The 24676-nt window shown below is 52.7% G+C and carries 24 protein-coding genes, 1 tRNA gene and 1 pseudogene; 10 read left to right on the forward strand and 16 right to left on the reverse strand.

From position 1 onward, the window contains the following. From WMO66_RS09155 to WMO66_RS09205, 11 genes and pseudogenes are all read right to left on the reverse strand, one after another. Positions 1-660, reverse strand: a pseudogene (locus WMO66_RS09155) (virulence-associated E family protein); the annotation flags it as partial. Beyond that, positions 657-974 (reverse strand): DUF7768 domain-containing protein, encoded by a 318-nt coding sequence (locus tag WMO66_RS09160; protein ID WP_435387795.1) that lies wholly within the window; start codon positions 972-974, stop codon positions 657-659. The gene WMO66_RS09160 and the pseudogene WMO66_RS09155, both read right to left, overlap by 4 nt. Positions 975-1073: 99 nt before the next feature. Beyond that, entirely contained in the window at positions 1074-1337 is a 264-nt protein-coding gene (locus WMO66_RS09165) for a hypothetical protein (RefSeq protein WP_349136110.1), read from the reverse strand. 13 nt (positions 1338-1350) lie between these two features. Continuing rightward, positions 1351-3291, reverse strand: a complete 1941-nt coding sequence (locus WMO66_RS09170) for a DNA polymerase (protein ID WP_349136111.1) — start codon at positions 3289-3291, stop codon at positions 1351-1353. 54 nt (positions 3292-3345) lie between these two features. Then, a complete protein-coding gene (locus tag WMO66_RS09175) occupies positions 3346-3894 on the reverse strand; it encodes a DUF2815 family protein (RefSeq protein WP_349136112.1) in 549 nt (182 codons plus the stop codon). 4 nt (positions 3895-3898) lie between these two features. Then, entirely contained in the window at positions 3899-5041 is a 1143-nt protein-coding gene (locus tag WMO66_RS09180; RefSeq protein ID WP_349136114.1) for a DUF2800 domain-containing protein, read from the reverse strand. Beyond that, positions 5041-5352 carry an rRNA biogenesis protein rrp5 gene (locus WMO66_RS09185; RefSeq protein WP_349136115.1) on the reverse strand — a complete coding sequence of 104 codons (312 nt, stop codon included), beginning with the start codon at positions 5350-5352 and terminating at the stop codon, positions 5041-5043. The genes WMO66_RS09180 and WMO66_RS09185 overlap by 1 nt, the downstream gene beginning before the upstream one ends. Then, on the reverse strand, positions 5349-5546 hold the full coding sequence (locus tag WMO66_RS09190; RefSeq protein WP_349136116.1) for a hypothetical protein: 198 nt from the start codon (positions 5544-5546) through the stop codon (positions 5349-5351). The genes WMO66_RS09185 and WMO66_RS09190 overlap by 4 nt, the downstream gene beginning before the upstream one ends. Before the next feature lie 76 nt (positions 5547-5622). Further along, on the reverse strand, positions 5623-6012 hold the full coding sequence (locus WMO66_RS09195) for a sigma-70 family RNA polymerase sigma factor (RefSeq protein WP_349136118.1): 390 nt from the start codon (positions 6010-6012) through the stop codon (positions 5623-5625). 587 nt (positions 6013-6599) lie between these two features. Then, positions 6600-7313, reverse strand: a complete 714-nt coding sequence (locus WMO66_RS09200) for an ImmA/IrrE family metallo-endopeptidase (protein ID WP_349136120.1) — start codon at positions 7311-7313, stop codon at positions 6600-6602. Between the two features lie 209 nt (positions 7314-7522). Beyond that, positions 7523-7768: a hypothetical protein gene (locus WMO66_RS09205; protein WP_349136121.1), complete on the reverse strand. Its 246-nt coding sequence runs from the start codon at positions 7766-7768 to the stop codon at positions 7523-7525. A 160-nt stretch (positions 7769-7928) separates the two neighbouring features. On the opposite strand from WMO66_RS09205, the gene WMO66_RS09210 reads away from it, so the two are divergent. The 6 genes from WMO66_RS09210 to WMO66_RS09235 all read left to right on the forward strand — a co-directional run bounded on the left by WMO66_RS09210 (position 7929) and on the right by WMO66_RS09235 (position 12225). Next, entirely contained in the window at positions 7929-8747 is an 819-nt protein-coding gene (locus WMO66_RS09210) for an XRE family transcriptional regulator (RefSeq protein WP_349136122.1), read from the forward strand. A gap of 82 nt (positions 8748-8829) precedes the next feature. Beyond that, positions 8830-9033 (forward strand): helix-turn-helix domain-containing protein, encoded by a 204-nt coding sequence (locus tag WMO66_RS09215; protein WP_349136123.1) that lies wholly within the window; start codon positions 8830-8832, stop codon positions 9031-9033. Positions 9034-9060: 27 nt separating this feature from the next. Further along, a complete protein-coding gene (locus WMO66_RS09220) occupies positions 9061-10578 on the forward strand; it encodes a Y-family DNA polymerase (protein WP_349136124.1) in 1518 nt (505 codons plus the stop codon). 7 nt (positions 10579-10585) lie between these two features. Then, the gene (locus WMO66_RS09225) at positions 10586-11014 is read left to right on the forward strand and encodes a hypothetical protein (RefSeq protein WP_349136125.1); all 429 of its coding nucleotides are present in this window, start codon (positions 10586-10588) and stop codon (positions 11012-11014) included. Beyond that, positions 11007-11840 (forward strand): hypothetical protein, encoded by an 834-nt coding sequence (locus WMO66_RS09230; protein ID WP_349136126.1) that lies wholly within the window; start codon positions 11007-11009, stop codon positions 11838-11840. The genes WMO66_RS09225 and WMO66_RS09230 overlap by 8 nt, the downstream gene beginning before the upstream one ends. After that, entirely contained in the window at positions 11833-12225 is a 393-nt protein-coding gene (locus WMO66_RS09235; protein ID WP_349136128.1) for an NUDIX hydrolase, read from the forward strand. The genes WMO66_RS09230 and WMO66_RS09235 overlap by 8 nt, the downstream gene beginning before the upstream one ends. A 78-nt stretch (positions 12226-12303) precedes the next feature. On the opposite strand, the gene WMO66_RS09240 is transcribed toward WMO66_RS09235, so the two are convergent. The 3 genes from WMO66_RS09240 to WMO66_RS09250 all read right to left on the reverse strand — a co-directional run bounded on the left by WMO66_RS09240 (position 12304) and on the right by WMO66_RS09250 (position 14483). Beyond that, the gene (locus WMO66_RS09240; protein WP_349136129.1) at positions 12304-12771 is read right to left on the reverse strand and encodes a hypothetical protein; all 468 of its coding nucleotides are present in this window, start codon (positions 12769-12771) and stop codon (positions 12304-12306) included. Positions 12772-12776: 5 nt separating this feature from the next. Next, on the reverse strand, positions 12777-13838 hold the full coding sequence (locus tag WMO66_RS09245) for a recombinase family protein (protein ID WP_349136130.1): 1062 nt from the start codon (positions 13836-13838) through the stop codon (positions 12777-12779). A gap of 330 nt (positions 13839-14168) precedes the next feature. Then, complete coding sequence (locus WMO66_RS09250; protein WP_349136132.1) at positions 14169-14483, reverse strand: helix-turn-helix domain-containing protein; 315 nt, start codon at positions 14481-14483, stop codon at positions 14169-14171. A 205-nt stretch (positions 14484-14688) separates the two neighbouring features. On the opposite strand from WMO66_RS09250, the gene WMO66_RS09255 reads away from it, so the two are divergent. Genes WMO66_RS09255 through WMO66_RS09265 form a run of 3 tightly spaced genes read left to right on the forward strand, consistent with a single transcriptional unit; the run spans position 14689 to position 17886 of the window. After that, positions 14689-14895, forward strand: a complete 207-nt coding sequence (locus WMO66_RS09255; protein ID WP_349136134.1) for a helix-turn-helix domain-containing protein — start codon at positions 14689-14691, stop codon at positions 14893-14895. Between the two features lie 10 nt (positions 14896-14905). Further along, the gene (locus WMO66_RS09260; protein ID WP_349136135.1) at positions 14906-16702 is read left to right on the forward strand and encodes a DNA cytosine methyltransferase; all 1797 of its coding nucleotides are present in this window, start codon (positions 14906-14908) and stop codon (positions 16700-16702) included. Beyond that, on the forward strand, positions 16699-17886 hold the full coding sequence (locus WMO66_RS09265; RefSeq protein WP_349136136.1) for a hypothetical protein: 1188 nt from the start codon (positions 16699-16701) through the stop codon (positions 17884-17886). The genes WMO66_RS09260 and WMO66_RS09265 overlap by 4 nt, the downstream gene beginning before the upstream one ends. A 237-nt stretch (positions 17887-18123) precedes the next feature. Here the strand turns inward: WMO66_RS09265 and WMO66_RS09270 are convergent. Together WMO66_RS09270 and WMO66_RS09275 are read right to left on the reverse strand one after the other, a co-directional pair. Then, positions 18124-18199, reverse strand: a tRNA-Met gene (locus tag WMO66_RS09270). Positions 18200-18329: 130 nt separating this feature from the next. Beyond that, a complete protein-coding gene (locus WMO66_RS09275) occupies positions 18330-18740 on the reverse strand; it encodes a hypothetical protein (protein WP_349136137.1) in 411 nt (136 codons plus the stop codon). A gap of 470 nt (positions 18741-19210) precedes the next feature. Between WMO66_RS09275 and WMO66_RS09280 the strand changes: the two genes are divergently transcribed. Next, positions 19211-24373, forward strand: coding sequence for an alpha/beta fold hydrolase (locus WMO66_RS09280; protein WP_349136139.1), 5163 nt, complete (start codon positions 19211-19213; stop codon positions 24371-24373). Positions 24374-24676: the final 303 nt, after the last annotated feature.

A 24676-nucleotide genomic window follows, 5' to 3' on the forward strand; every position in this document is an offset into this window, starting at 1 on the left:
GGTCAGCGGATTTGCCTGCTCGGCGATAGTGCGGCGAACCACCTCGGACTGACGGCTGGATACCGGCCAGGTGGAGGTATCGTGCCAATCCTCGTATTTGGTGAGGTACACATCTGGGTCAAGCTCCGGGCCGTCCTTGGTCTGGAAGAAGAACTCTCCGTTGGATGAGGTGGACGGCCAGTACATAAGGCGGCAAGCCTCATAGGTAGTGTCATCGAACAGGTCAATGCCGATTTCCTTTGCCACCATGCGGGCGACTGCCGGATACTCCTCTTCAGAAACCTCACGGGACAGCGGAATGATGAAGCGGAGGCGAGGCTTTTCCGGGGTGTGCTTGTGGGTGGAGTAGGCGCAGCACTTAAAATCGTGCAGCAGATCCACCTCATCCCAGATCCCCGGTTTGCCGTAGTCCATATCCAGGGTCAGCATAGAGCGACAGGCAACGGTGCCGTTCTTACGGCGGCCTTCTCGGAGAAAGCCACCAACGAAACCACCTACGTCCTTAATGGCATCCTGGGAGCCCTTTTTCAATTTGCGGTATTCCTCAACCGTCTCGGTGGTGCGGATGGTGGTGCTGACCCTCTGGCATAGCCCCTCCCAAGTAATCTCCCGGTTCTTCCATTTCTTATCCATACGGCTATTGCCGACAGCGATTTTCATACTTGGACCTCCTTGCAATCCTCGGTAAAGTGGCGGATGAGTTTGCCCTTATGACGTGCTTTCTCAATCTCAATCGCCATGCCCTGGGAGATGGTTTCTCCAAATACCCACAGCTCGGCGCACTTGGTCAGGAGGACTGTGCCCATGAATAGGCAAAGCTCCCGCTCACCGTAGTAAGTGTCCCTCATAAACTGAGGGAAGTAGATGTGGGGCGCAATGGGGATGCAGCCGTTGTCCACAGCATAGCGACAGTATTTTCTGGCCTTCTCCTGGTTTACCTCCGTATTTCCTGCAAAGGGAGAGCAGATGTACACGATGGGGCGGAAAGCTCGGACTGCCTTAGCCTCTGCCTCGATTTTGGAGAGGGCTTCATAGGCTGTGAAATCGTAGGTAGCCCTCTTTGTTTCTCATATTTACGCCCATGCTTTTGCCTCCTTGGAGCCGTAGTAATAATCAATGAGATCTCCGCGACCGATAGCTTTCAGGTGCGCCAAGACATCATTTTTCTCCGCTTCATTCTGCTCACTGGTTTTGAAGAACGGACAGTTCTTGTCACCAAAAATGTTATCCGAAAGAGAGAAGCAGGCTCCATGGCGGTTGCAAGCACAGTCGCAGCGGTCGCAGCTGGGTGGAATGAACATTTTTCTATTTGCACGCTGTCTTTCACGGTTTTTCATATCTAAAATCCTCCTAGTCTTTCTTATAGAAGTCGCAAACATAACCGTCTGCGCGTAGTAGCAATCCGTCTGCCCAGGATGGGGTCTGCCCCATGATGGCGGCGATTTCCTCCAAGGAGGCATCCGCTGGAGCTTCGATGACTGCCTCGTCATGGACGTGCATCACGATGCGGTATCCGGCGGCCTCCAGCCGGAGCATGGCTTCTGCCAGAATGTCTCGTGCAGTTGCCTGGACAATGTTTTCAACGAACTTTGGACCGTAGCTTTCCAGCCGCAACCACTTTTTCTGCTCACCCACGCCCTCATAGGTCACGGACTCAGACCCGAAACGGTTGGTCCCCATCTTGGGCTTCACATAGGTGAGCTTTCTGCCAGAGGGCAGGACGATGAACATCATTCCACCACGGTAGATGAAACGGATGCCGTGGGTCTCAGCAGTTTTGTAATCTTTGACGCAGGTCTTGGCAGCGGTATCGACATCCCACCAAAACCGGCAGATGTGAGGATTGGCTTGCCGCCAGGAATCTACAAGGGGTTTTAGCTCGTCCTCGGTGAGTCCGTAATTCAGTGCGCCCATGGCTTTCAAGGCTCCCACCGATCCGCCGTAGCCGAGGGCCAATTCAGCAATCTTGCCCTTTTGGCGGAGGTGACCGTTGACTCCGTGTTTCTCCACGGGGACACCAAACATCTGACTTGCCGAAGCACAGTAGATGTCACCACCAGAGGAGAAAACCTCCTGTCGCCAATGCTCCCCGGCAATCCATGCAATGACGCGAGCCTCAATGGCCGCGAAGTCTGCCACGAAGAAGCGACAGCCAGGTTTGGGGATGAAGGCGGTGCGGATAAGCTCTGACAGCACCAGAGGCACAGATTCATAGAGCATCTCCACAGCCTGAAAGTCCCCGTTTCGGATGAGAGAGCGGACGGTGTCCAAATCTGGCAGATGGTTCTGGGGCAGATTTTGCACTTGCACCAATCGGCCGGCGTATCTGCCTGTGCGGTTGGCTCCGTAGAACTGGATGAGCCCTCTGGCACGGTTGTCTGAGCAGGCTACCATATCCATAGCGGTGTATTTCTTTACGCTACTCTTGGCAAGCTCCTGCCGGAGGGAAAGGGCAACCTCCACCTCACCATCTGCTTCTTTCAAAAGTTCCGCCACGGTTGCCTTGGACAAAGACTCCGCTTCCACGCCTTGCTCAGAGAGCCAAGCCTTCAGTTGCACCGGGGAATTTGGGTTCTCCAGACCCGTAACCTCACGTGCCTGTTCCATGTGGGTGCGCTTAAATTCTGTATCGCAGCGGATAGCCTGGGAAACCAGAGTTCGGTCGATGAGTACACCCCTGTCGTTGATGCGCTGGTCCAGGTGGTAGTTGACCCACTCGGACTCTGGCACAGGATAATGACTGAGCTTTTCCTGTATCGCCATTTCCGTTTCCACATCCCGGAGATTATAAGCCTTGAAGGTTTCCCACTTGCCCGTAGCACATTGGGGATAATGACGGATAATGCTGCCATCTTTGGCCTTTCCAGGTGTGCAGAAGAAACGGATGAGGTCTTTGCCTTCTTTCAACTTCTGTTTCTCCGGTCTCAGTACCGCACCCACGCCCTCCAGCGAGAGTGGAAGTCCCAGAGTTGCAGCCCAAACCATAGTGCAACGCCAAGAGTCAGGATCGAGATAGGTGCCAGTAGGCAGACCTAAGAAGTGGGACAGACACACACGCTCGAACTGCGCGTTGAAAGCCCATTTGGTGACTGTGGGGTCAGTCAGTGACTCATGTATCTCCTGGGGCAGTTGCTCGCCGGCAGTAAGGTCAACCACCTGGACGGGGCCACCGTCTGCAGAGTATCCGAATAGCAAAATCTCAAACTCCGGGGTGTCACAGTAGCGATACACGCCGCTCTTTGCCAGGTTCACCGGGGAGTAGGTTTCAATGTCGATAGATAAATTTTTCATGGTCGCTCCTTTCGGAGGGTGGCAGAGCCGAAGCTCCACCACCCGGATAGGTACTTAAGAGAGGAAATCGTCATCCAGATCTGTTGCAAAATCATCTGCCGCAGAGGAACGACTGCCCAAAGGATCTCCGTCACGGACTTTCTGGATATTGCCCAGACCACAGGCAATGCCACGATTGCCGTTGGAGTTGAAGGCATAGAAGTTCACGGACACGCGGGCATAGCAGCCGGAATAGATTTCGCCACGGTCTAGGATGGGGTTGACGGCACGGTCAACAATCTGAGGAGCGGTGGTGCTGTTGGCGTTGAGGAAGTAGGAGCCCTGGTAGGCTTCATCCTCACGCTCCAGATCGCCGTCACGCAGAGGCAACTTCAGAGCTGCCTTATTGGGCTTCTTGCCACCGAATTTACCCACGCCAGCCTCAATGGCAACATCGATGGCGGCGTTGATCTCAGCGATGGTCTTGGCATCGCTCTTGGGGATAATGAGGGAAACGCTGTACTTGGGGTTGGAGCCATTGATAGAAGCCGGCTCCCAGACGTTGGCGTAGGACAGGCGGACAACGCCGGTGACGACCTTGGTAGAAGTTTTCTGAGTAGACATATCTTTATTCCTCCGTAAAATCAGTAAATTCAGTAGCGGCATCTGCGGTAGTGATAGCCGGACGCTTGTCAGATGCAGGAACAAGGGTCGGCTTGCCCTGGGGCTTCTCAACAAAGGCTCCCAGAATCTCTTTGAAGGTTTTCTTGCCCATGAGCCGCTCCATTTCGGTGATGGAGATAAGGCTTTTCTTGAAGATGTCGGAGTACCCGGCATCATGGGCTGCGGCGATGACAGCCGCCTCATCGGTATATTTGCGGTTGGTTCTGGACTCCACCAGCTTGTAGCCGTGCCAGACCTTTCCGTGGTTGATGGCGGCATCCTGGGCGTAGGCCATAAGCTCATTGGCCCATTTAGAGAGGGATTCCAGACTGCCGAGGATGTCCTCGATTTCTGCATCCGTCAGCAGAGGCGGCATGGCGAACTCGTACTTGGCAAGTCGGAGCTTGTCCTCGGCTCTGGCGCGACACTTGACCGCCGCCTTGCAGAAGGTACACCAGGAACCGGGGGTGTATTGCCCCTCGCCTTTGTAGGCAAGCTCTGCCTTGGGTTTGAGGGTGGTTTCCACCCAATCCATCAGCTCGGTGACCGGGATAATACAGGTGGAGACATTGTCCCGGCGAGGCTGGTAGATGGACATTGCCACCTCTTCGATGTCATAGAGAGAGTCGAAGAGCCGTAATGCTCCCAGGGCATACAGCATCATCTGTGGATTGTGCTCTGCATCCACCAAAACGCCCAAGCCGTACTTGAAGTCGATGATGTGCAGGAGCTTGTCCGCCACAATGAGGCAGTCGCCGGTGCCGAAGCCATCCGGCACATAGCAGGAGAAGTCGAGCCGCTGTTCGATGAGGACTTTTGGGTCGGAGCAGAGCTGCCTGGCTTCCTCCAGTGCTTCCAGAACGAACTCCACATAGCCGTCCGTGTAGGCATCCATCTCATCCGAGTCATACTTGCTGACCGGCTTGCGGGAGCGCATCTTCAGCGCTTTGCGGAGCTTATGCTCACAAAGGGCGTGGGCGGCGGTGCCTTCGGCTGCTGCCTCGGTTTCTCGATCCTCGAATTCCTCCTCCAGACGTGCGGAGGGCGTACAGCTCAGCCAGCGGTGGGAAGAGGATGCTGACAGGAGTGCGTGCTTAGAAGGCGGCATCACAGCACCTCCGCATCCTGGAGCAGAGCCTTATAGCTCTTCGGGTCGATGCCGGAGAGCTTCGGCGCACCGTACTTGAGGAGGAGCGCGCGGACCTTATCGGTCTTGCCGTCCTGGCTCTTTTCAGAGAGAACCGCTCTGACCTGCTCCTGGGTGATGGGCTTTTCCTGGGGAGCGGTAGCCTCCTCCTTTTTCGGAGGAGCTTCCTCTGGGGCTTCGTTCTGCCCAACAGCAGAGGCAACGGCCTTGATGCTGTCTGCCAGGGAGCGGAGATCCTCGACGACATCCAGCAGAAGCTGAACCTTGCTCATACAGCCGCACCTCCTTCCGGCAGTTCGATGATGGAGAGGGACTCCACGGTATTGCCGGGAATCAGAACCATCACTCTCTGGGACGCACCCAGCAGGCGGGTCAGCAGCTTCTCGCGGAGAGTCACACTCCTGCACTGCACAATACCGCCCGTCTTGGGTTCCTTAGAAACGCTGATTTTCAAATTGTGTTTCATGGCCTATATCCTTTCTGAAGGGTGGTCTTGTGTAGTCCCTTCACAGGTAGGCCACGGGAACGGCATTTTTTTAGGGTCATTTCAAAAATTTTTTTAATTTTCTCAGAATTGTGTTTTTCCTCAGCGTAATTGCACCTGGGGTGATGCCTAACTGTGCGGCGTAATCCGATGCATTAACTCCATCAAAGAAGATGGCCTTAATCAGCTCTTTCTGATGCGGCTCCAATTCAGAGATGGCTGTATATAGAGTTTCGATTTCCATCCGTTGAATGACATCCCGAAGGAGATCTACATCCGAGGGCAGATAGGTGTCATCCAGATTCAGTGCATTCAGGGAGCAATGCCGACGGGTTTCGGCATGGTCGTTGTTGTACTCCTGCCGATTCAAGTCAATGAGGAGGTTGCCCCACTCCTCGTCCACTTCAATTTCCACGGTTTCATTGGCGAACTCATACTTGATTTTCATTTTTTGTCCTTTCCGCCTGAATAGCGGAAGGGCGAAAAGAACAAAAGAGGGCCGGGCAAAAGTACCCCGACCCAATGGCTGCCTGAAAAGAGCGCAAAAAGTAGAGGGTACAAAATCTGCTTTCCCAAAAGGGATGGCACAGTATTTCGTATCCTTCGCCCTTATAGCTAATCAGGCAAACGATATTAGATTTTTTCTGTAAAACGCAAAAAAGCCGCTGAACAGCGTATCTTCCGATGCGTATGGGAAATAGACAGAGCTAGAAAACTCTGTTTTTCCAAAACGGCATACGGAAGGCAACGCTATTCAGCGGCTTCACAGCTCAGACTTTTGGGGTAATTACCGGATGGCTCTCTGTGGTTCACGGAGACGCCTCATGTTCAGGACGTCAACAACAACCACCTCATCACAATATTTACATTTGGTTTCCACATGACCCCTGGCGTCTGAAAAGACCACCAGGCCTGTGTGTCTACAATATGGGCATTTAATGGAGCGCCGGGACTGATTCCTCACAGCTTTGGCAGCTCGTGCGATTTTCGCCTGCAGTTCAGGCGATGGTGTTTGGGGGACAACTTTGCGTACCCTCATGCAATCACCTCCGTGGGATCAAAATATTCGATGCGCGGCTTCTTAACCAGGAACCCCAGCTGCTCCAGACGTATTGCCATGGCAGACCGGGATACACCGAACATACTGGTGAGGTGAACCATGGCAAGGTCATCCGGCGGATTGAACCTCCCATCGTAGGAGGTGAGGACACGCCCGTGCGTCAGACGGCGAAAGACCATTGTGACCCTGTCAGCCGGCATGAGAATTGCCGCACCCAGGGCATTGGCCTGCCACTCGTTCCAGTCCTCACGACATTTCAAATCCCGGAGGGAATAGGCCCGACGGGTTGCGTATTTCTGGCGATGCTCTTTCTGGACGGATTCCGGCTCCATCTCGAACAAAATCTGATGAGCACACTCATGAGCAAGGGTAAAACGACGTTTGCCACACAGCTTCTGAATGTTATAGGCAGATTCGATAAAGCTGGAGTCCAGCACCACATCATTGGCCTTCAGCGTCAGATTCTTGCCGAAACCTCTGTCCCCTGCCTTTAGTACCGTGTCTGCATAAGCGGTAAGACCGAGGATACTGCCGTCCGCCGACAGCTTGGTGAATAAGACATTCAGCCCCAGGTAGTCCTTGGCGAACTGGTCAATGGGGGTGCAGAAAGCATCAATGCCAGTGCAGTATCGGAAGTCCTCCAAAGCTGCAGCGGCAATCTGCTCAATGTCAAGGTAGCTCAGATACATCCAACCACCTCCCGAATCACGGGAGAGGAAAGGACAGATGCCTTGAGTACAGTCACTTTCTGAAATTTGGCGTACTGGAGAATCTGGACTGTCGAGTGACAGCGCTCACATTCCATCCAGCCGTTCGTTTCCTCCAGATAAAGACGCTCGTTCAGCTGCCCATAGATGGGACATTTGCAATCATACATTTCATCAACCTCCATTCTGGGTCATACGACCTTGGCCTCTACAAACCACTTGCCTCTCTCATCAAAGAGGTAGCGGACATGACCAAGGATCATAACTGTGTATCGGATGCCTTCTCCACCGACTCTCGTGGACTGTGCCTTGCAGGTGTCAATTAGGCGTTCTACCTGAAAGACGGTGCCGTCCTCGTATCGGAAGCGGCGGGGATAGACCTTTCCATTTTTGAGGATAGAGACATCCACATCCACATACACTTTCCGGCGTTCCATTCGGTGTTGGCCTCCTTTGCTTCATTTCTGCGCTTTTAATAATAGCAACCGCATTGCGGTATGTCAATGTCGCAGTTGTATAGTAATGCGAGATTTCTTCTTGACAGGCTGTGTTTTGCTCTATATAATAAAAGCATCATTTGAAAGGACGGGAACGTCTATGGCTACGAAAAATAGTAAGATCATCCCTCTAAACACCCCGGCCATTGCCTATGATGCGACAGAGGAAAAAGCTGAGAATATTATCGGGCGGCGTATTTCTGATGCCAGAAAGCGCTTCGGCATGACTCAACAGGATTTTGCTGAGTACCTGTCCAAGTTTGGTATTTCCATCAGTAAGCCCGCAGCGGCAAAATGGGAAACTGGCGAAACAGTCCCCAATGCCTATCAGCTCATGGCAATCTCCGCCGCACTCGGTATGGACGAGTGCCTCAGAAACTACTCCAAACGGTCAATCTCCCTCCTGAATGAAGAGGGTGAGAAAAAAGTGATGGAGTATCGTTCTGACCTGGTTGCCAGCGGCAAATACCGCCCCATGCAGAAGCACACCACGAAAATCCGCTACATTGAGATGCCCGTCAGCACTCTGGCTGCATCCGCTGGTACTGGTGCCTTCCTGGATGAGGGCAATTTCGATATGGTGGCCTTCCCGGAGAAGTCTGTCCCCAAGGGAGCTGAATTTGGTATCCGTGTATCTGGTGACTCTATGGAGCCGGTCTATCATGACGGTCAGATTGCCTGGGTGCAGGAATGTGATACCATCGGTGTGGGCGAGGTCGGTATCTTCATCGTGGACGGCGATGGCTATATCAAGAGCTATGACGAACAGGAGCCGGACGAGGATGTCCGGGAAGAGTATGTGGACACTTATGGTGTTCTTCACGCACAGCCCGTCCTGGTTTCTTACAATAAGGCATACGCACCTCGCGCCATTCCTCCCACTTCAGACTTCCGTCTGGTGGGACGGGTTCTGAATTGAGTCCGTTTTATTGGATACATCAAGCATTATAATAAGGGTGTACTCTGGAATCCATATACTCAAGCTAAGGGAGGGGTAACACTTGGATACGATAGCACGAGTCAAACAGCTCTCAGAGGAGCACAACGTAACGCTCTACCAGCTGGCGAAAATGGCTGGTATCACTTATTCCACCTTGAAGAATACGGAGCTGCGGAACGGGCAGCTGAAGGTGGACACGATTGAACGAATCTGTATCGGGTTAAATATCCCAATGTCAGAGTTTTTTGAGGAACCACAAGCATAACGGCCCAGCACGGAGGAGGTGTCATCGATGGCCGAGAAGCAGAGAACCTATATAGCCATCGACCTCAAGTCCTTCTATGCCTCGGTCGAATGCGTCCAGCGTGGCTTCGACCCCCTAACCACAAATCTGGTGGTGGCAGACAAGAGCCGGACGGAAAAGACCATCTGCCTTGCGGTGTCACCCAGCCTGAAGGCATACGGCATCTCTGGCAGAGCCAGGTTGTTTGAAGCCATCCAGCGTGTCAAAGAGGTCAACCGGGAGCAGTGCAAAAAGGCTCCGTTCCACAAATTCAGCGACAAGTCCTTCTTTGACGGAGAGCTAAAAGCGGATCCCAGCCTGGAGCTGGACTTTGTGATTGCCCCTCCGCAGATGGCAAAGTACATCGAGGTCAGTGCCAGCATCTACGAAACCTACCTCAAGTACATAAGTGCAGACGACATTCATGTCTACAGCATCGATGAGGTGTTCATGGATGTCACTGACTACCTCGCCACATACCAGTGTACGGCGCATGAGCTGGCTATGAAGATGATTCGGGATGTCCTGTCGCATACGGGCATTACTGCCACGGCCGGTATCGGCACGAACTTATTTCTCTGCAAAATCGCCATGGACATCGTGGCAAAGAAGATGCCTCCCGATGCCGATGGTGTCCGTATCGCAGAGCTGGATGAGCGTTCCTTCCGGGAGGAGCTATGGGACCATACTCCCATGACGGACTTCTGGAGGATTGGTGCCGGCATAAGCCGAAAGCTGGAGTCCAAGAACCTCATGACCCTGGGCGATGTCGCTGCATACTCACTTTCACCCTATGGGCGGGATGACCTATATAAAATGTTTGGCATCAACGCCGAACTGATTATCGACCATGCCTGGGGGTACGAGCCTTGCACCATGCAGGCCATCAAAGAGTACGGGGCTGAGAGAAAAAGTCTGGGCTCCGGGCAGGTGCTCAAAGAGCCATACACATTCGATAAGGCCCGGCTGGTAACCAGGGAGATGGCAGATGCCCTATCCCTTGACCTGGCCGCTAAGCATCTGGTCACAGACCAGCTGGTGCTGTATATCGGCTACGATAGAGCCAGCTTAGAGGACCCTAAGATTGCAAAGGAATATACCGGGAAGGTCGCCATGGACCACTATGGGCGTAAGGTACCCAGCCATGCCAACGGCACCATCAACCTCTCTCGGCAGACAGCATCCACCTCCATGATTGTAAATGCCGCCATGGAACTCTATGACCGCATCGTTAACCCGAAGCTGCTGGTACGGCGGATAAGCATCACGGCCGGCAAAATCGTGAAAGAGGACCAAGCACAGAAGACCGTACCGTTTCAGCAGTTCGACCTATTCTCTCCCATGGATGAGCAGGCCGCAGCCCAGGAGGCGGAGGAAAAAGCTCTGGAGCAGGAAAAGAAGCTACAGACTGCCGTTCTCGCCATTCAGCAGCGGTATGGAAAAAACAGCTTGGTCAAAGGCATGAATATGCAAGAGGGCGCAACAATGATGGAGCGCAACGGCCAGATTGGCGGACACAAGGCGTGAGGTGTATATGGGCAAACATGATGATATTATAAATTTGGAGCGTCCCTATGACCCCATCCATCAGCCGATGTCACTACACAATAGGGCCGCGCAGTTCGCCCCGTTTGATGCTCTGACCGGGTTTTGCGGTCGGATCTGGGAGTCTTCCCGGCTTACAGAGAACCGCATCGATCTGGGTGAGGAGCAGAAGCTGGAGCTGAACCAGAAGCTGAACCTCCTGCTGGAACGCATAAAAGAGCGCCCCGAAGCCACATTTAGCTACTTCGTCCCGGACAAGGCCAAGGCCGGCGGCACTTATAGGACAGTGACAGGCCGTGTGCGAAAGGTGGACGAGTACGAGGAGATGGTGTTGCTTGAGGACAATACCTGCATTGACTTTGAGGACATACTGACCATAGGGTCAGAGTTATTTGCGGAGGATGAATACTATGAATAAGTGGGAACTCGCCAGGTATCTGATTGATGCCAAAAAGTGCGTGGACAGGGTTTTGTTCATAGCTCAAAATGCTGAAAATCTTCCTCCCATTGACCTGCGGTTCCAGGTGTATGAAGCAAAAGCGATATTCTATGTGAACTGTGGGGTTATTCTGGATAAGGCATTTCCAAAAAAGAAAAAGGAAATCTGTGTTGACCCAGAGGTGGAAGCAATCTACTATGAGCGCGACAAAAACAGTGCACATAAAGATGAAAACTACCAGCCACACGATTATTCCTCATTGCAGGCAATAGCTGACGAGCTAAAGGCTCAGCTTGAGAAGGTACGACACCTGTGTAACAAGGCACTCCCACAAGAACTGACTTTGGATTTTGTTCCACACGACCCTGTGCTATTCCGCCTGCTGCATGGAATCACAAAGGAAAAGGAGAACCAGATTCTTGATAGGCGGTTTCCGAATAGGAACTCCATGCCAGTACCCGATGGTGGGCGAGAATATCCTTTATTTACTGATACGGAGGATTTGAGGCTTATCCCAGAGGAGTGTATGAAAGACTACGCTGTTTTGATGAGCATGGGCATTTGTATGGAAGAAGATATACAGAAACTACAGGATGCCTGTATCAGAATCAACGCTCTTCATAACCAAAACATCTGGGTAGAACTCGGCAGCGAAAACTTAAAAAAACAGAAACAGCTCCGTGCCGCCGGACTCTATGATTGCTTTGATACGCCGGTAGAGCCTAAGGACGAGGCTAACATGATGCGAAGGCTCCACCTTTTACTGAAGATCAATGGAGAACGGCAGAATATTTCGGATGATTGATAAAATCGCTTGGCTTTATATAAAGGACGGTCAGATTCTGACCACTAGGTCAAAAGGCAAAGATGCTTTTTATTTCCCTGGTGGGAAGCGTGAAGGGATTGAAACCGATTTGGAAACGCTCACCAGGGAGATTAAAGCGGAGCTATCGGTGGACATCCGCCCGGATACGACAAAGCCGTATGGTGTGTTTGAAGCCCAGGCGCACGGAAAGGCGGAAGGGGTCGTTGTAAGGATGACTTGCTATACCGCTGATTTTCTGGGAGATTTGAAGCCGGATAACGAAATCACTGAAATGGGCTGGATTACCTCCAAAGACACAGATTCCGTTTCCCCAGTGGATAAACTGATTCTTGCAGACTTAAAAGGCAAGAACATAATCCGATAAAGGCATAAAATGTGCCGGGCAGGTGGATAATCCATCTGCCCGGCTTCTTTCACCCCCTATTTAGTTTTTATCTTTGGATTATACCTCGTTGTCAACCTGCTCCTCGGCTGCAGCGGCGGCAGCTTCCTTGGCGCGCTTTGCTGCCCAGCCACCGCGCTTCGGCGCAGGAGGAAATGCCGTGGCGGTGTCATAGACGATTGCCTCCTCGTCAGCGAAGTAGACACCGGGGATGTTCCAGTTGTCCTCCACGCTCCATCCAGCCATCTTGCGGAGCAAATCCGCGACCGTGGCATTGTTGACCTTAATCTGATACTTCTGCTGACCTTCCGGCTTGGAGAAGGGTACCGCATTGGGGGCATCCTCCTTGCAGGCGCGGATGGCGAACTGCTTGTCTTTGGGATTGACGAGAATCTGCACGTAGGGGGCAAAGTGCATCTCGGCGGCGGTCTGAACGTTGAACTTGAGAATGTTGCCAGTCACGGTGGCAACAGAGGCGGAACGCGTCTTAATGAGGTCAACAACGGTGAATTTTTCGAGCATAGACATAATAGTTACTCCTTTTCAATTACAAAATGTTCTGCGTCATCCAGCAGAGGGGCCGGATTGACAACGGTTGTGGACGGGACGGGGCCAAAGACAGTCTCAATGTCCTCGGCCGTCCATTCGAAGTCTACGAGCATGAAGCCGGCCAGAACGCCTTTCACCATGATACGTGGCTTTCGGCGGCGAATCTGCCGCTTTCTGTGACGGTTTTCCTTGAGAAGCTGCTGAACCTTCAACCAGTCGGACTTTTCAATAATGGGGGTATGGTGTCCCTCAACGAAATACTGAGGTTCCAACCCCTTGTTTTTTACCGTCTTATGAGTGAGGGGGTCTAGGGTTATCGTTTTCTGGCACAGAGCATCGCCGCAGTATTTCTCATTGCGGAGGATGTTCAGCACACCGCCCGGTCTCCAGTTTTCCAGACCCTTCACCGTAGGGATGCCATTTTTGGTAAGCAAATCGGCTATCTGCGTGGAGGAATAACCCTCCAGGTACAGATTGTAGATGGTACGAACAATGTCTGCCTCATCCTCATCAATCTCCCATTCACGCCCCTTATAGCCGAGCAATGCCCAGTTGGGGTAAATTCCCAAACCTTGCTCACGGAGGCGTTTGAATGCCCAGCGGACGCTAGTGGACTTCTGCTCAGATTCCCCCTGGGCGACAAGGCTCAAAACAGTGATGACCATATCACTGCTCCTGTCTAGGGTGTTGAGCTTTTCGGTCTCAAAGTAAACGCCAACCGGGGGATTGAGCTTTCGGAGCATGAAGATGTAGTTCAGGCTGTCGAGGACATTTCTGGCAAAGCGGCTGATTTGCTTGGTGATAATGAGGTCGATTTCACCGTTTTTACAACGTTCAATCATTTCCAAGAACTGCTCACGGCGGCGGACAGAAGTACCGGAAATACCCTTGTCTGCGTAAATCCCGGCAAACTCCCACTCCTCGTTCTCGTGAATCATCTTCGTGTAGTTTTGCACCTGCAGCTCATAGCTGCCAGCCTGATTGTCCTCGTCTGTGGAAACACGGCAGTAGGCGCACACCCGGAGTTTTTTCTTGGAGGACTCCACCTCCTGTCCCTTCCAGGCAGGTATGATGGTTACCTCACGCTGGGGCCATTGGCAAATGCCTCTCGGATAGCGTTCTGGTTAGACTGCCGCTTTTCCTCACTGCGTCCACGAGGACGCAGAGGTTTTTTCTTTGTAATTTTCATTATGGATTCACCTCCTCCCGCCACGAAAGTATAGCTGTGGCAAAGAATCCATAGCTACTGTGGCATGGAGCCGGTGCATCCTACATTATACAAAAATATAATGCCATTAGCCTTATCTAAAACGCCTTTTACCGTTCAGATACGCAGCAAATAGCAAAAAAATAAGGAAGCCCGTAGGCTTCCTTGGTTACTGGTCATCCTGACTCATTGCTTGAAGCATCAGCACCGCTGTTTTCCTCTGTTTGGGTGACAGCGCTGTCCAGCAATCAAATAGTTCTTTCAGTTCCGGGGTTAGCTCCACCGTGTCCTCTGTTGCGAAGAATTGAGACAAAGTGATGCCGAACCCTTTGCAGATTGTCTCCAATGTGGCAATTGAGGGAACTGTGTTTCTCCGAAAAATATTGGCAAGCGTGGACTGATTCAGCCCGCAGACCTTTGCCAGACGGTACTCCGTCCAACCACGCTGCTCTAGCAACTGCCGGAGTCTCTCATTGGTGTCCATAGCATCACCACCTTCCTGAGTATATTTTACCGTTTACATGAGCGGTATAATACACGCAGGATGTAATGATTTACAGTTAGATTTAGGAGCACCCTGTTCCATATTGCTCAGCTGAGAGAATGTCACGGAAAAGTGATATTATATTGACTTTCGGCAATATTTAGCGTATAATAAAATCATATTTCTGCTTATGAAAGGAACGCTCATGAAGTATTGTTATGACAGGCTCTGGAAAAAGCTGATTGATGCCAAAATGACAAAGACCGAAATGCGTCAACTGGCGGGAATTAGCGCAAATGTTTTGGCTAAAATGGGAAAAGGTGAGCCCGTTTCACTAGATAGTCTCACTAAAATATGTTCAGTAATGAACTGTAGCTTTGATGACATTATCGAGATTATCGAGCAAGACTGAGGTGTAATTCATGGAAACAACGCATAAAATTCGTACCATCAGCCTTTTTTCTGGTGGTGGAGGGCTTGATATTGGCTTTGAACAAGCCGGGTTTGAGATTCTTTTTGCAACTGATTTTAATCACGAATGCTGCGAGACTCTAAAATTGAACCGTGGAAATACTCTCTCCAATTCATGTACTGTTGTAGAACAGGATATCACTACGATGGATCTCGGGATTCTTCCGGAAAATGTTGATATGATTATCGGCGGTCCACCGTGCCAATCTTTTTCTGCATCAGGCCGCAGGGCTGGTGGTGCAGCAGGGCAACTGGATCAAAGAGGAAACCTGTTTAAAAGTTATTGTAAAGTTGTCGAGCACGTTAGACCTAAGGCATTTCTGTTTGAAAATGTGCGTGGCATTCTTGGAACAAATAAGGGGCAGGATTTTCGGAACATTATCGATTCTTTTGCTGCACTGGGCTATAAAATTGAGTTCCGAATCTTGGATGCTGAGGATTACGGCGCACCGCAACAGCGGGAACGTATGTTTATTGTAGGACATAAGCTTGATAAGCCATTTCTCTATCCGCGACCAGTCTATGGCCCCGATAGTGAGAACAACACCCCATATGTTTCCGTTGCAGAAGCCATACGAAATCTCCCATTTACCGAGGAAGATAAAAAGGACACAATTTTCGATGGAGGTAAATATTCGCATTTGCTTCCGCTTGTTCCGCCTGGATCAAACTACCTTCATTTTACAGCTAAACGGGGGTATCCTGAACCTATCTTTGCTTATCGCTCTCGCTTTTCGGATTTTCTATATAAAGCAAATCCGGATACGCCGACCAAAACGCTAATTGCATCTCCTGGAAAATACACTGGGCCGCTGCATTGGGATAACAGATATCTGACCGTTGGTGAGTACAAGCGTATCCAGGGATTCCCTGACAATCACTTGTTCTATGGAGATAGGACTGCGCAAATAAGGCAGATTGGTAATTCTGTATGTCCTAAAATAGCCTATTATATGGCGCTGTCAATTAGGGATCAGATTTTTGGTGTGCCGTCAAACATCGAATATCTTCAACCAGACGACGCGCTATCGTTCGACAAGCGAAAGGGTCAAAAAGCCCAGAAGACTAAAGCCATTCATAAAGCCGTACTTGAGAAAAGCTATGATCAACATAATTCTGCATTCACCCCTATCCCTTTTAGGGCATATGTCACGCCAAGTTCAGTCGATAAAGATAATAACTTGAAAGCAGTGGTACATAAGGACGGATCTGTGCGTATTGATGTTTTTGCTGAGGATGTTACGGATGTACAGGCCGAGTTAAATCTAATTGTATATGGAACCATTACAAAAGAAAACCCTATTAAGCTATCTGTTGTTTTGCACGGGAATGGAGAGCAAGGGGTTCAGACAATGTGGAATGCTGTTGATATGTGGGTAAAAAAGACCAGCAATTTCAACTCGCTACTTGAATTATATGGCCATTTTACAGAACCTCATCCCATTTTTGAGGTACAGTCTTTCAAAAGAAAAAGTGATTTACCTATCTTTAAATTTGCTGAACATTGCATGAACTTTGATAATTGCTCCGTCTATTTCTCAAAAAATCTATTGATGGAGATGTGGGGAGATAGTTTTAAACAGACAGGATTTGTTGAACTGGCAAGAACGCTTAGGGGATATCGTTTTGATATTCGAAGCCACGAAACTAATATTGCAATCCCACAAGGGGTTTATATGGTAGCATATCCTTTTACGCTCCCGTATGACAAGCAGATGAATTTCTTTGTTAGAGAGGAGGAAACATGATGGCACGTAAACGCGAAAATACAAGACCAGCAGATTTGGATGTTCAAATTGCGGCTAAATTGGACGAAGCCTATAATATGGCTGAAGAATTCTTTATCAGTAAAAAAGAAGGTATACCTCCCTATGCGGCTTCATTGAACAGTGAATTTGTTGAGGCTCTTGAAAAAATGGCCCAGTATTGTGAAAAGGCATCTGGTGGCTACAGCAATCTTATTACCAGTTTATCGATAAAGGCAGTCTATGGTGATACTGTAGATGTGAGATACCATCAGGTGCAGATTCAAGATAAGACAGATCGTCCCGCAGGGTTTAATTTCAGAGGAGTCTCTGAGAGCGTAATCTATACATGGATGGAAGCGCACGAGTTTCACGGAGCTAAATCCGGCTGGCAAACGCGAACCTTTGAAAGACCTAAGCCATATATGCTGGACTATGACGAGAATATTGGAACAATCAAAGAGCCATTTTTGACCTGCTACGATCAGGTCGAGACAAAAGGACAGAATGCCCTGACAGCCCTCGCATTTTTGTTGTGGAGGCGGATACAGCTAAGAGAAGATTCAAGAGTGATCCTTGCTGTCCCGAAAATTCAGGATGTACTTCAAATTACACAATTATTCGAATCGCATTTCTTTTATAGGTATAAGGACTCCAAGGGAGCATCAAGGCTTCCGGTCCTAGCGCTTTACGCAATATACTCTGTACTCATAGAGGAACTACATCGTTTTGACGGCAAGATTCTCAAACCGCTAGAGGCACATTCTGCTGCGGATGCACAAACTGGCGCGATTGGTGATATTGAAATTATAAACGGAGATGGCACGGCTTTTGAGGCTGTCGAAGTAAAACACGGACTCATTGTTACAACCGCTATGGTAGATTCTGCAAAGCAAAAAATACGTGGTAGTCAGGTGGACAGGTACTACATTCTGACAACACACCATCAGCATGAGCCAAGTGAAGAAGTTTCGCGAGAAGTCGAAAACGTGAAGAAATTACTTGGTTGCCAGCTTATTGTAAATGGTGTAATCCCCACGATAAAATACTATCTAAGGTTGCTTACAACCCCTGGTGCTGTTTTACCGGCTTATGTTAAGATTTTGAATGAGGATGAGGCAATCGGATTTGAACACCGTGATATCTGGAATAAAATTGCTACAGGAGAAGTGTCTATAGACAAATAGAAATCGCGTTTATCTATACCATCTAGAGATATTTTTCCCATCTCGAGATATTTTCCCCCCATAAAGAGAAATGATAGCTTTTTGGGCAAATAAAAAAGCACCGCTTAACCGGGAAATTACCTGGTCAGGCGGTGCTTCTTCGCTTTTGGATAGGACTTAAACCTCGAAAATCGCTGAAAAAAGGGTAAAAAAGAACTCTGTTTCGACTACATTGGTAGTAAAAACAGAGTCTTTATTTGGTTGCGGAGACAGGACTTGAACCTGCGACCTCCGGGTTATGAGCCCGACGAGCTACCAACTGCTCTACTCCGCGATATGAAATGAGGGGCAATGCCCCAAGTGCTTATATAGGATACCACATTTGATTCCGTTTGTCAAGCACTTTTTTGCGGCGCGGCAAGCTGCCGCAGAGGGGGCGGCCCCTGCGGCAGGCCCTGCGGCGATCAGAGGTAGGCCTTCATGGCCTCGGTGGCCTTCTCGGGATCCTCGGAGACGACGACGGTGAAGGACATGTTGTTCGCGGCGCCGAACTTATCGCACCACAGGACGAAGTCCTCGACCTCGGCGACGCCGGCCTCCTCGACGAGCTTGTAGAAGCTGTCGATGAAGATGTGGCTGATGTCGAAATTGCCCGCATGCAGGCCGCTGATGAAGCCCTTCAGGAACGTCAGCGTACCCATGGAATACTCCTGATAGTCGATCAGGCGAACGCGGATATCAATATCGTAACGGAGCTTGGTGCCCTTTTCGATGCAGACCATGCTGCCGGTTTCGTTCTTTACGGCCTCGTTGATGTCGGTGACGAGCTGCTTGGTCTTGCCGGAACCCTTCAGCCCCATGATCAGTTTGACCATCGGATGATCCTCCTTTGTTCTTCCGGCCGCGCCGGTTATGAGAAGGCCCCGGCACCTTCCGGTACACCTTCCCTGATATTTATTTTACCAAGTTTTTACCCGGATTGCAACACCAATTTGCACATTCGTCCCGCCGCGTCCGTCCGTATACAGGACGGCGCATCTAAAAAGACATTTACGGCCGCCTCACGCGCGGCCGCCGCACGCCGGAATGCCGCCCGCAGCCGCGCGGAACGCAAAAACTTTTGCGATGATTGTGCACTATTATGTACAGAAACCGTAGGAAAATCGAGGTAATCCTGTGCTTTCTGCACAAAAAAATTATGGAAAGCGAGATATTTTGCTTTTGGCCTGCAAAAGTGGAGAAAGCGTCCCGGCGCCCTTGCATTGCTCCCGGAAACTTGTTAAAATATTCATACCATGGGGACAAAAAGCTCCCTATTTGGAAATTAGAAGGAGGATCTCTAATCATGAAACACATTTGCACGAAGTTCGTGGCGATGCTGCTGGTCATTGCCATGATCGCAGGTGTGCTGCCGTTTGCGTTTGCGGCAAACGTCGGCCCGTTCACGGATGTGAAGGACACCGACTGGTTTGCTTCGTACGTTCAGTACGTTTATGACAACGGACTGATGAACGGCACCACGACAACGACATTCGAACCGGAGTCGAATCTGACCCGCGCGCAAACTGCCATGGTTCTGTGGCGCATCGCCGGTCAGCCCGCTCCCACCGCCAAGGCCCCCTTCACCGATCTGGTGGATGCATGGTACCGTGATGCCATCGCATGGGCCGCAGAGCAGAAGGTCGTCAACGGCCGCGGCGACGGCACGTTCGACCCCGCAGGCTTCATCACCCGCGAAGAGCTCGTCACCATGATCTGGCGCTACGCAGGCGAGGCCGCCTCCGAGCAGGACCTGAGCAGCTGGCCGGATGCCGGCAAGGTCTATGACTACGCCACCGGCGCCATGAAGTGGGCCGTCGAGACCGGCGTCATCAACGGCAAGGACGGCAAGCTCGCCCCGAAGGACAACGCCACCCGCGCCCAGTTCGCCGCCATCATCGAGCGCTACCTGAAGCTCCATGACACGAAGGCCGACGACATCGTGATCCTCTACACCAACGATGTTCACGCGAACATCACCGGCGGCTCCAGCACAGCCCCCACGCTGACGTATGAGCAGGTCGCCTGGTACCGCAACAACCTCAAGACCCCGTACAGCCTGCTGGTCGATGCGGGCGACGCCATCCAGGGCGAGGCCATCTCCACCCTGACGCACGGCGAAGCCATCGTTGAGGTCATGAATGCCGCCGGCTATGACTATGCCACGTTCGGCAACCATGAGTTTGACTACGGCATGGATCAGCTGCTCGACACCATCGTCCCGGCCGCAAAGTATCAGTACCTGTCCTGCAACTTTGCCAGACTGGACGGCACCGCCATCGCCGGTGTGAAGCCCTATGCCATCGAGACCTTCGGCAGCAAGAAGGTCGCCGTCATCGGCATCAGCACCCCGGAGAGCTTCGTGAAGTCCACGCCGACCTACTTCCAGGACAAGGACGGCAACTACATCTATACCTTCGCCGAGGGCAACGACGGTCAGGACCTGTACGACTCCGTGCAGAAGACCATTGACGCCGCGAAGAAGGACGGCGCCGACTACGTCGTGGCCGTCGCACACCTCGGTGTCGACGAGTCCTCCGAGCCGTGGCGCTCCACGGACGTCATCGCCAACACCACCGGCCTGGACGCCGTGCTCGACGGCCATTCCCACAGCACCATCCCGCAGGAGATCGTCAAGAGCAAGGACGGCAAGGACGTCATTCTCTCCTCCACGGGCACGAAGCTGAACAACCTCGGCAAGCTGACCATCAGCGCCGACGGCAAGCTCCACAGCGAGCTCATCAGCGACCGCGAGATTGAAAAGGACGCCAAGACGAAGGAAGTCGTCGACAAGATCGTCGCAGAGTTCCAGGCCCTGCTGAACAAGGTCGTCGCCCACACGGACGTTGACCTCACCACCCAGAACCCCGAGGGCACGGCCCGCGCCATCCGCAACCGCGAGACGAACCTCGGCGACCTGTGCGCCGATGCTTACCGCGTCACGCTGGGCGCTGACATCGCCATCGTCAACGGCGGCGGCATCCGCGCCGACATCCCCGCAGGCGACATCACCTACAACCAGATCATCAAGGTCCATCCCTATGGCAACATGGCCTGCGTCGTGGAGGCCACCGGTCAGGAGATCCTCGATGCGCTGGAAATGGCCTCCCGCAACACGATGGCCGATTATGTTTCCGAGTCCGTCGATGAGAACGGCAACAAGGTCTATAACGCCGTCGGCGAGATGGGCGGCTTCCTGCAGGTCTCCGGCATGAAGTACACCATCAACACCGCCGTGGAATCCACCGTCAAGACGGACGACAAGGACTTCTTCGTCTCCGTGGAAGGCGCGCGCCGCGTGCAGGACGTTCAGGTCCTGAACCAGACCACCAACACCTACGAGCCGATCGACCCCGCCAAGACCTACACCCTCGCCTCCCATAACTACATGCTCAAGTCCGGCGGCGACGGCATCAACATGTTCCAGGACAACAAGCTCCTGCAGGACGAGGTCAAGATCGACAACCAGGTCCTCATCGACTACATCGTTGATTCCCTCGGCGGCAATGTCGGCGAGCAGTACAAGAACCTCGCAGGCGAGGGCCGTATCACCGTCGTCAATGAAACGAAGCCCGCGCTGAAGGACAATGAGTATGCCCTCAGCACCGAGCTGCCCGACGGCGCAAAGGTCGTCTTCGTCAACCGCTCCGTCAGCAAGGCCATGTCCGCGGCGAATTCCGAGGGCAGCGCCTACAACCGCGCGGGCGTCGATGTCACGCCGGTCGACGGCATCCTGACCACCGATAACGACGAGATCGTCTGGACGGTCGAAAAGACCGAGGGCGGCTTCTTCCTGAAGCGCACCGACGGCAAAAAGCTCTCCATCGGCAATAAGCCCGATGGCGGCACCTACAACAGCATGGGCTTCGACCAGGAGGATAACCCCGTCTGGAAGATCGCCCCGGCAGCCACGGACGGCTGCATCTACCTCCAGAGCGCAACGGCCACCGGCTCCTCCGGCGACCCGAAGAGCGTGGAGTGGTACGCACAGTATTCCAACTTCAGCATGTACTATGTCAGCAGCAGCAACGAAGCGCTGTTTGCCATGGACATGTACGTCAACACCGGCGCGGGGGAACCCGCGCCGGTCGCCACGGTCACGGCCAAGGTCCCTTCCACGCTGCGTGAGGGCGCTGAGATCCCCGCCTACATCACCACTCCGAAGGGCTACAAGGCCGACGGCAGCTTCCCCTTTGTCGTCATGATCCACGGCCACGGCGGCAACCACAACGAGTTTGACGGCTTTGACAAGATCTCCAACGGTCTTGCCGAGCAGGGCTTCGTCGTTGCCACGCTGGACCTCCCCGGCTGCGGCAAGAGCAAGGAGAGCTTCCAGCTCAACACCATGACCAACATGAAGGCCGACGTTCTGGACGTCATCGACTACGTCTGCAAGAACTACGCCGTCGACAAGACCCGCATCGGTGCGTTCGGCTACTCCATGGGCGGCCGCATCACGCTCGAGCTGCTCGCCGAGGGCAAGTACAGCTTCTCCACCATCGAGCTCGTCGCTCCGGCGGAGGACCTCACCGACCTGAAGAACCTGTTTGGCGGCGCCGAGAACTGGGACACCATGAAGGCCGAGGCCAACGAAAAGGGCTATGTTGAATTCACCACGGTCTATGGCCAGAAGCAGCAGCTGAGCAAGGAATGGTTCGCCGACCTCGAGAAGTACTCCGACGGTCTGGTCGAAAAGGCCGCCGAGAACTATACCGGCGACTCCCTTGTCATCTGGGCCACGAACGACGAGGCAGTTTCTCCCTCCGTCTCCTCCGCCGTTGCAACGACGCTTGGCTCCGCCACGCTGAACACCTATGCAGACGGCCACTCCTACAGCTTCTACGGCACGACCGAATACACCATTTCCACCGTCAACAACGGCTCCGTCAACTATTTTGTGAACGAGCTGAAGACGAACGAGACCCGCATCCACGGCTATGTCCAGTCCATCGCCAAGTATGGCAACCTCGAGCTGACGATCCCCGGCTCCGAGCTTGACAAGGCCGGATTCGAATATGGCGATCTTCTGAAGATCACCGTGGACGGTAAGGAATTCACCGTCCCCTATGGCACGAACTACTCCGATGTCGATCAGGGCAGCACGATCCTCCGCAACTCTGAAGGCCATCTGACCCTCGCCATCAACATGGGCGACTTCGCCGGCAAGAACGGCATCGCCACGAAGAAGACCAACGAAGACAAGACCTATGAGTGGTACTACGCTGCCGAGACGAACATCCCCGCCGTCGTGACCATCGAAATGGGCGAAAAGGGCGGCTACTATGACGAGTGGCTCATCCACCAGCTCAAGCGCACGAACAACCGCGAGGACTATAAGAACCTGTCCGACGCCGAGTTCGCCAACTTCCGCAACGTCGCCACTACCGGCATGGGCAAGAACGCCCTGTACCGCTCCTCCAGCCCCATCAACGACGAGATCGGCCGCAACACCTATGCCGATAAGGCCGCCGAGGCCGCGGGCGTCAAGACCTTCATGAACCTCGCCAACGACGAGGCCACCGCGAAGGGCTACGAAGGCTTTGATTCCACCTACTATTCCAAGCAGAACGTCGTCTACCTGAATCTCGGCGTCGACTTCACCGCCGCCGACTTCAAGACCGGCCTTGCCACCGGCCTGCGCTACTTCACCACCCACGAAGGCCCGTACCTCGTGCACTGCACCGAGGGCAAGGACCGCGCGGGCTTCGTCTCCGCCCTGCTCGAGTGCTACATGGGCGCGACCTATGACGAGGTCGTCGCCGACTACATGGTCACCTACTACAACTACTACGGCGTGACGAAGGAAGCCGAGCCTGCCAAGTACGATGCCATCCTCCGCTCCAACATCGTCAAGACCCTGCAGACCGCCTTCGGCGTCGAGGATCTGAAGACCGCCGACCTCAAGCAGGAGGCCACCGACTTCTTCAAGGAGCTGGGCCTCACCGATGCCGAGCTGACCACCCTCACCGCCAACCTGAGCAAGGAATACACGGGCGGCAGTACGGAGCCGGAGACGAAGTCCTATGTGAAGGTCACTGCGGCCCCCGAGGACTGGAGCGGCACCTACCTCATCGTCAACGAGGCCGACGAGACCAGCGCCTATGTCTTCAACGGCAATGACGCTGTCAACGGCTACGTTTCCGCCACGATTGCCAACAGCAAGATCACTTCCAGCACCGAGCTGGACGCCGTCGCTGTCACGATCGAGAAGACCACGGACGGCTACACGCTCAAGGTCAACGGCCAGTATATTTACGGAACCGACGGTAAGAATACGCTGAAGTTCACGGATACTGCTGCCAACGCGGTCAACACCATCACGCTCAGCGAGACCGATGGTGTGATCATCACGAGCAATACTTCCGTCCTGCGCTTCAATGCTGCAAGCAATCAGCTGCGCTTCCGCTATTATAAGGCTTCGACCTATAGCGATCAGCAGGCGATCCAGCTTTACAAGCTGGAGGGCTGATCTGCTGGAACTAGGATTTACAGGCAAAATCCCGCCGGGTCTCCGGCGGGATATTTTTATGCACAGCTTTGGAGCATTTTGTGCAGAAAATTTTAGTATGTGCCTTTTGTAGGGGAGCGGCATGCGGGGAATGGAAAATCGAAAATGGAAAGTGGAAAGTGAAAAGCTTTCAGGTTTGTCATTCCGAGGAGCGAAGCGACGTGGGAATCTCGCAGAACCGGGGTGGATAACAGGGTACTCCCGGCGAAAACGTGACCGGTTGCGTGAGATTGCCACGTCGGCCTACGGCCTCCTCGCACTGAC

It is taken from the genome of Faecousia intestinalis (genome assembly GCF_040096185.1).
Lineage (GTDB): Bacteria > Bacillota > Clostridia > Oscillospirales > Oscillospiraceae > JAZOXB01.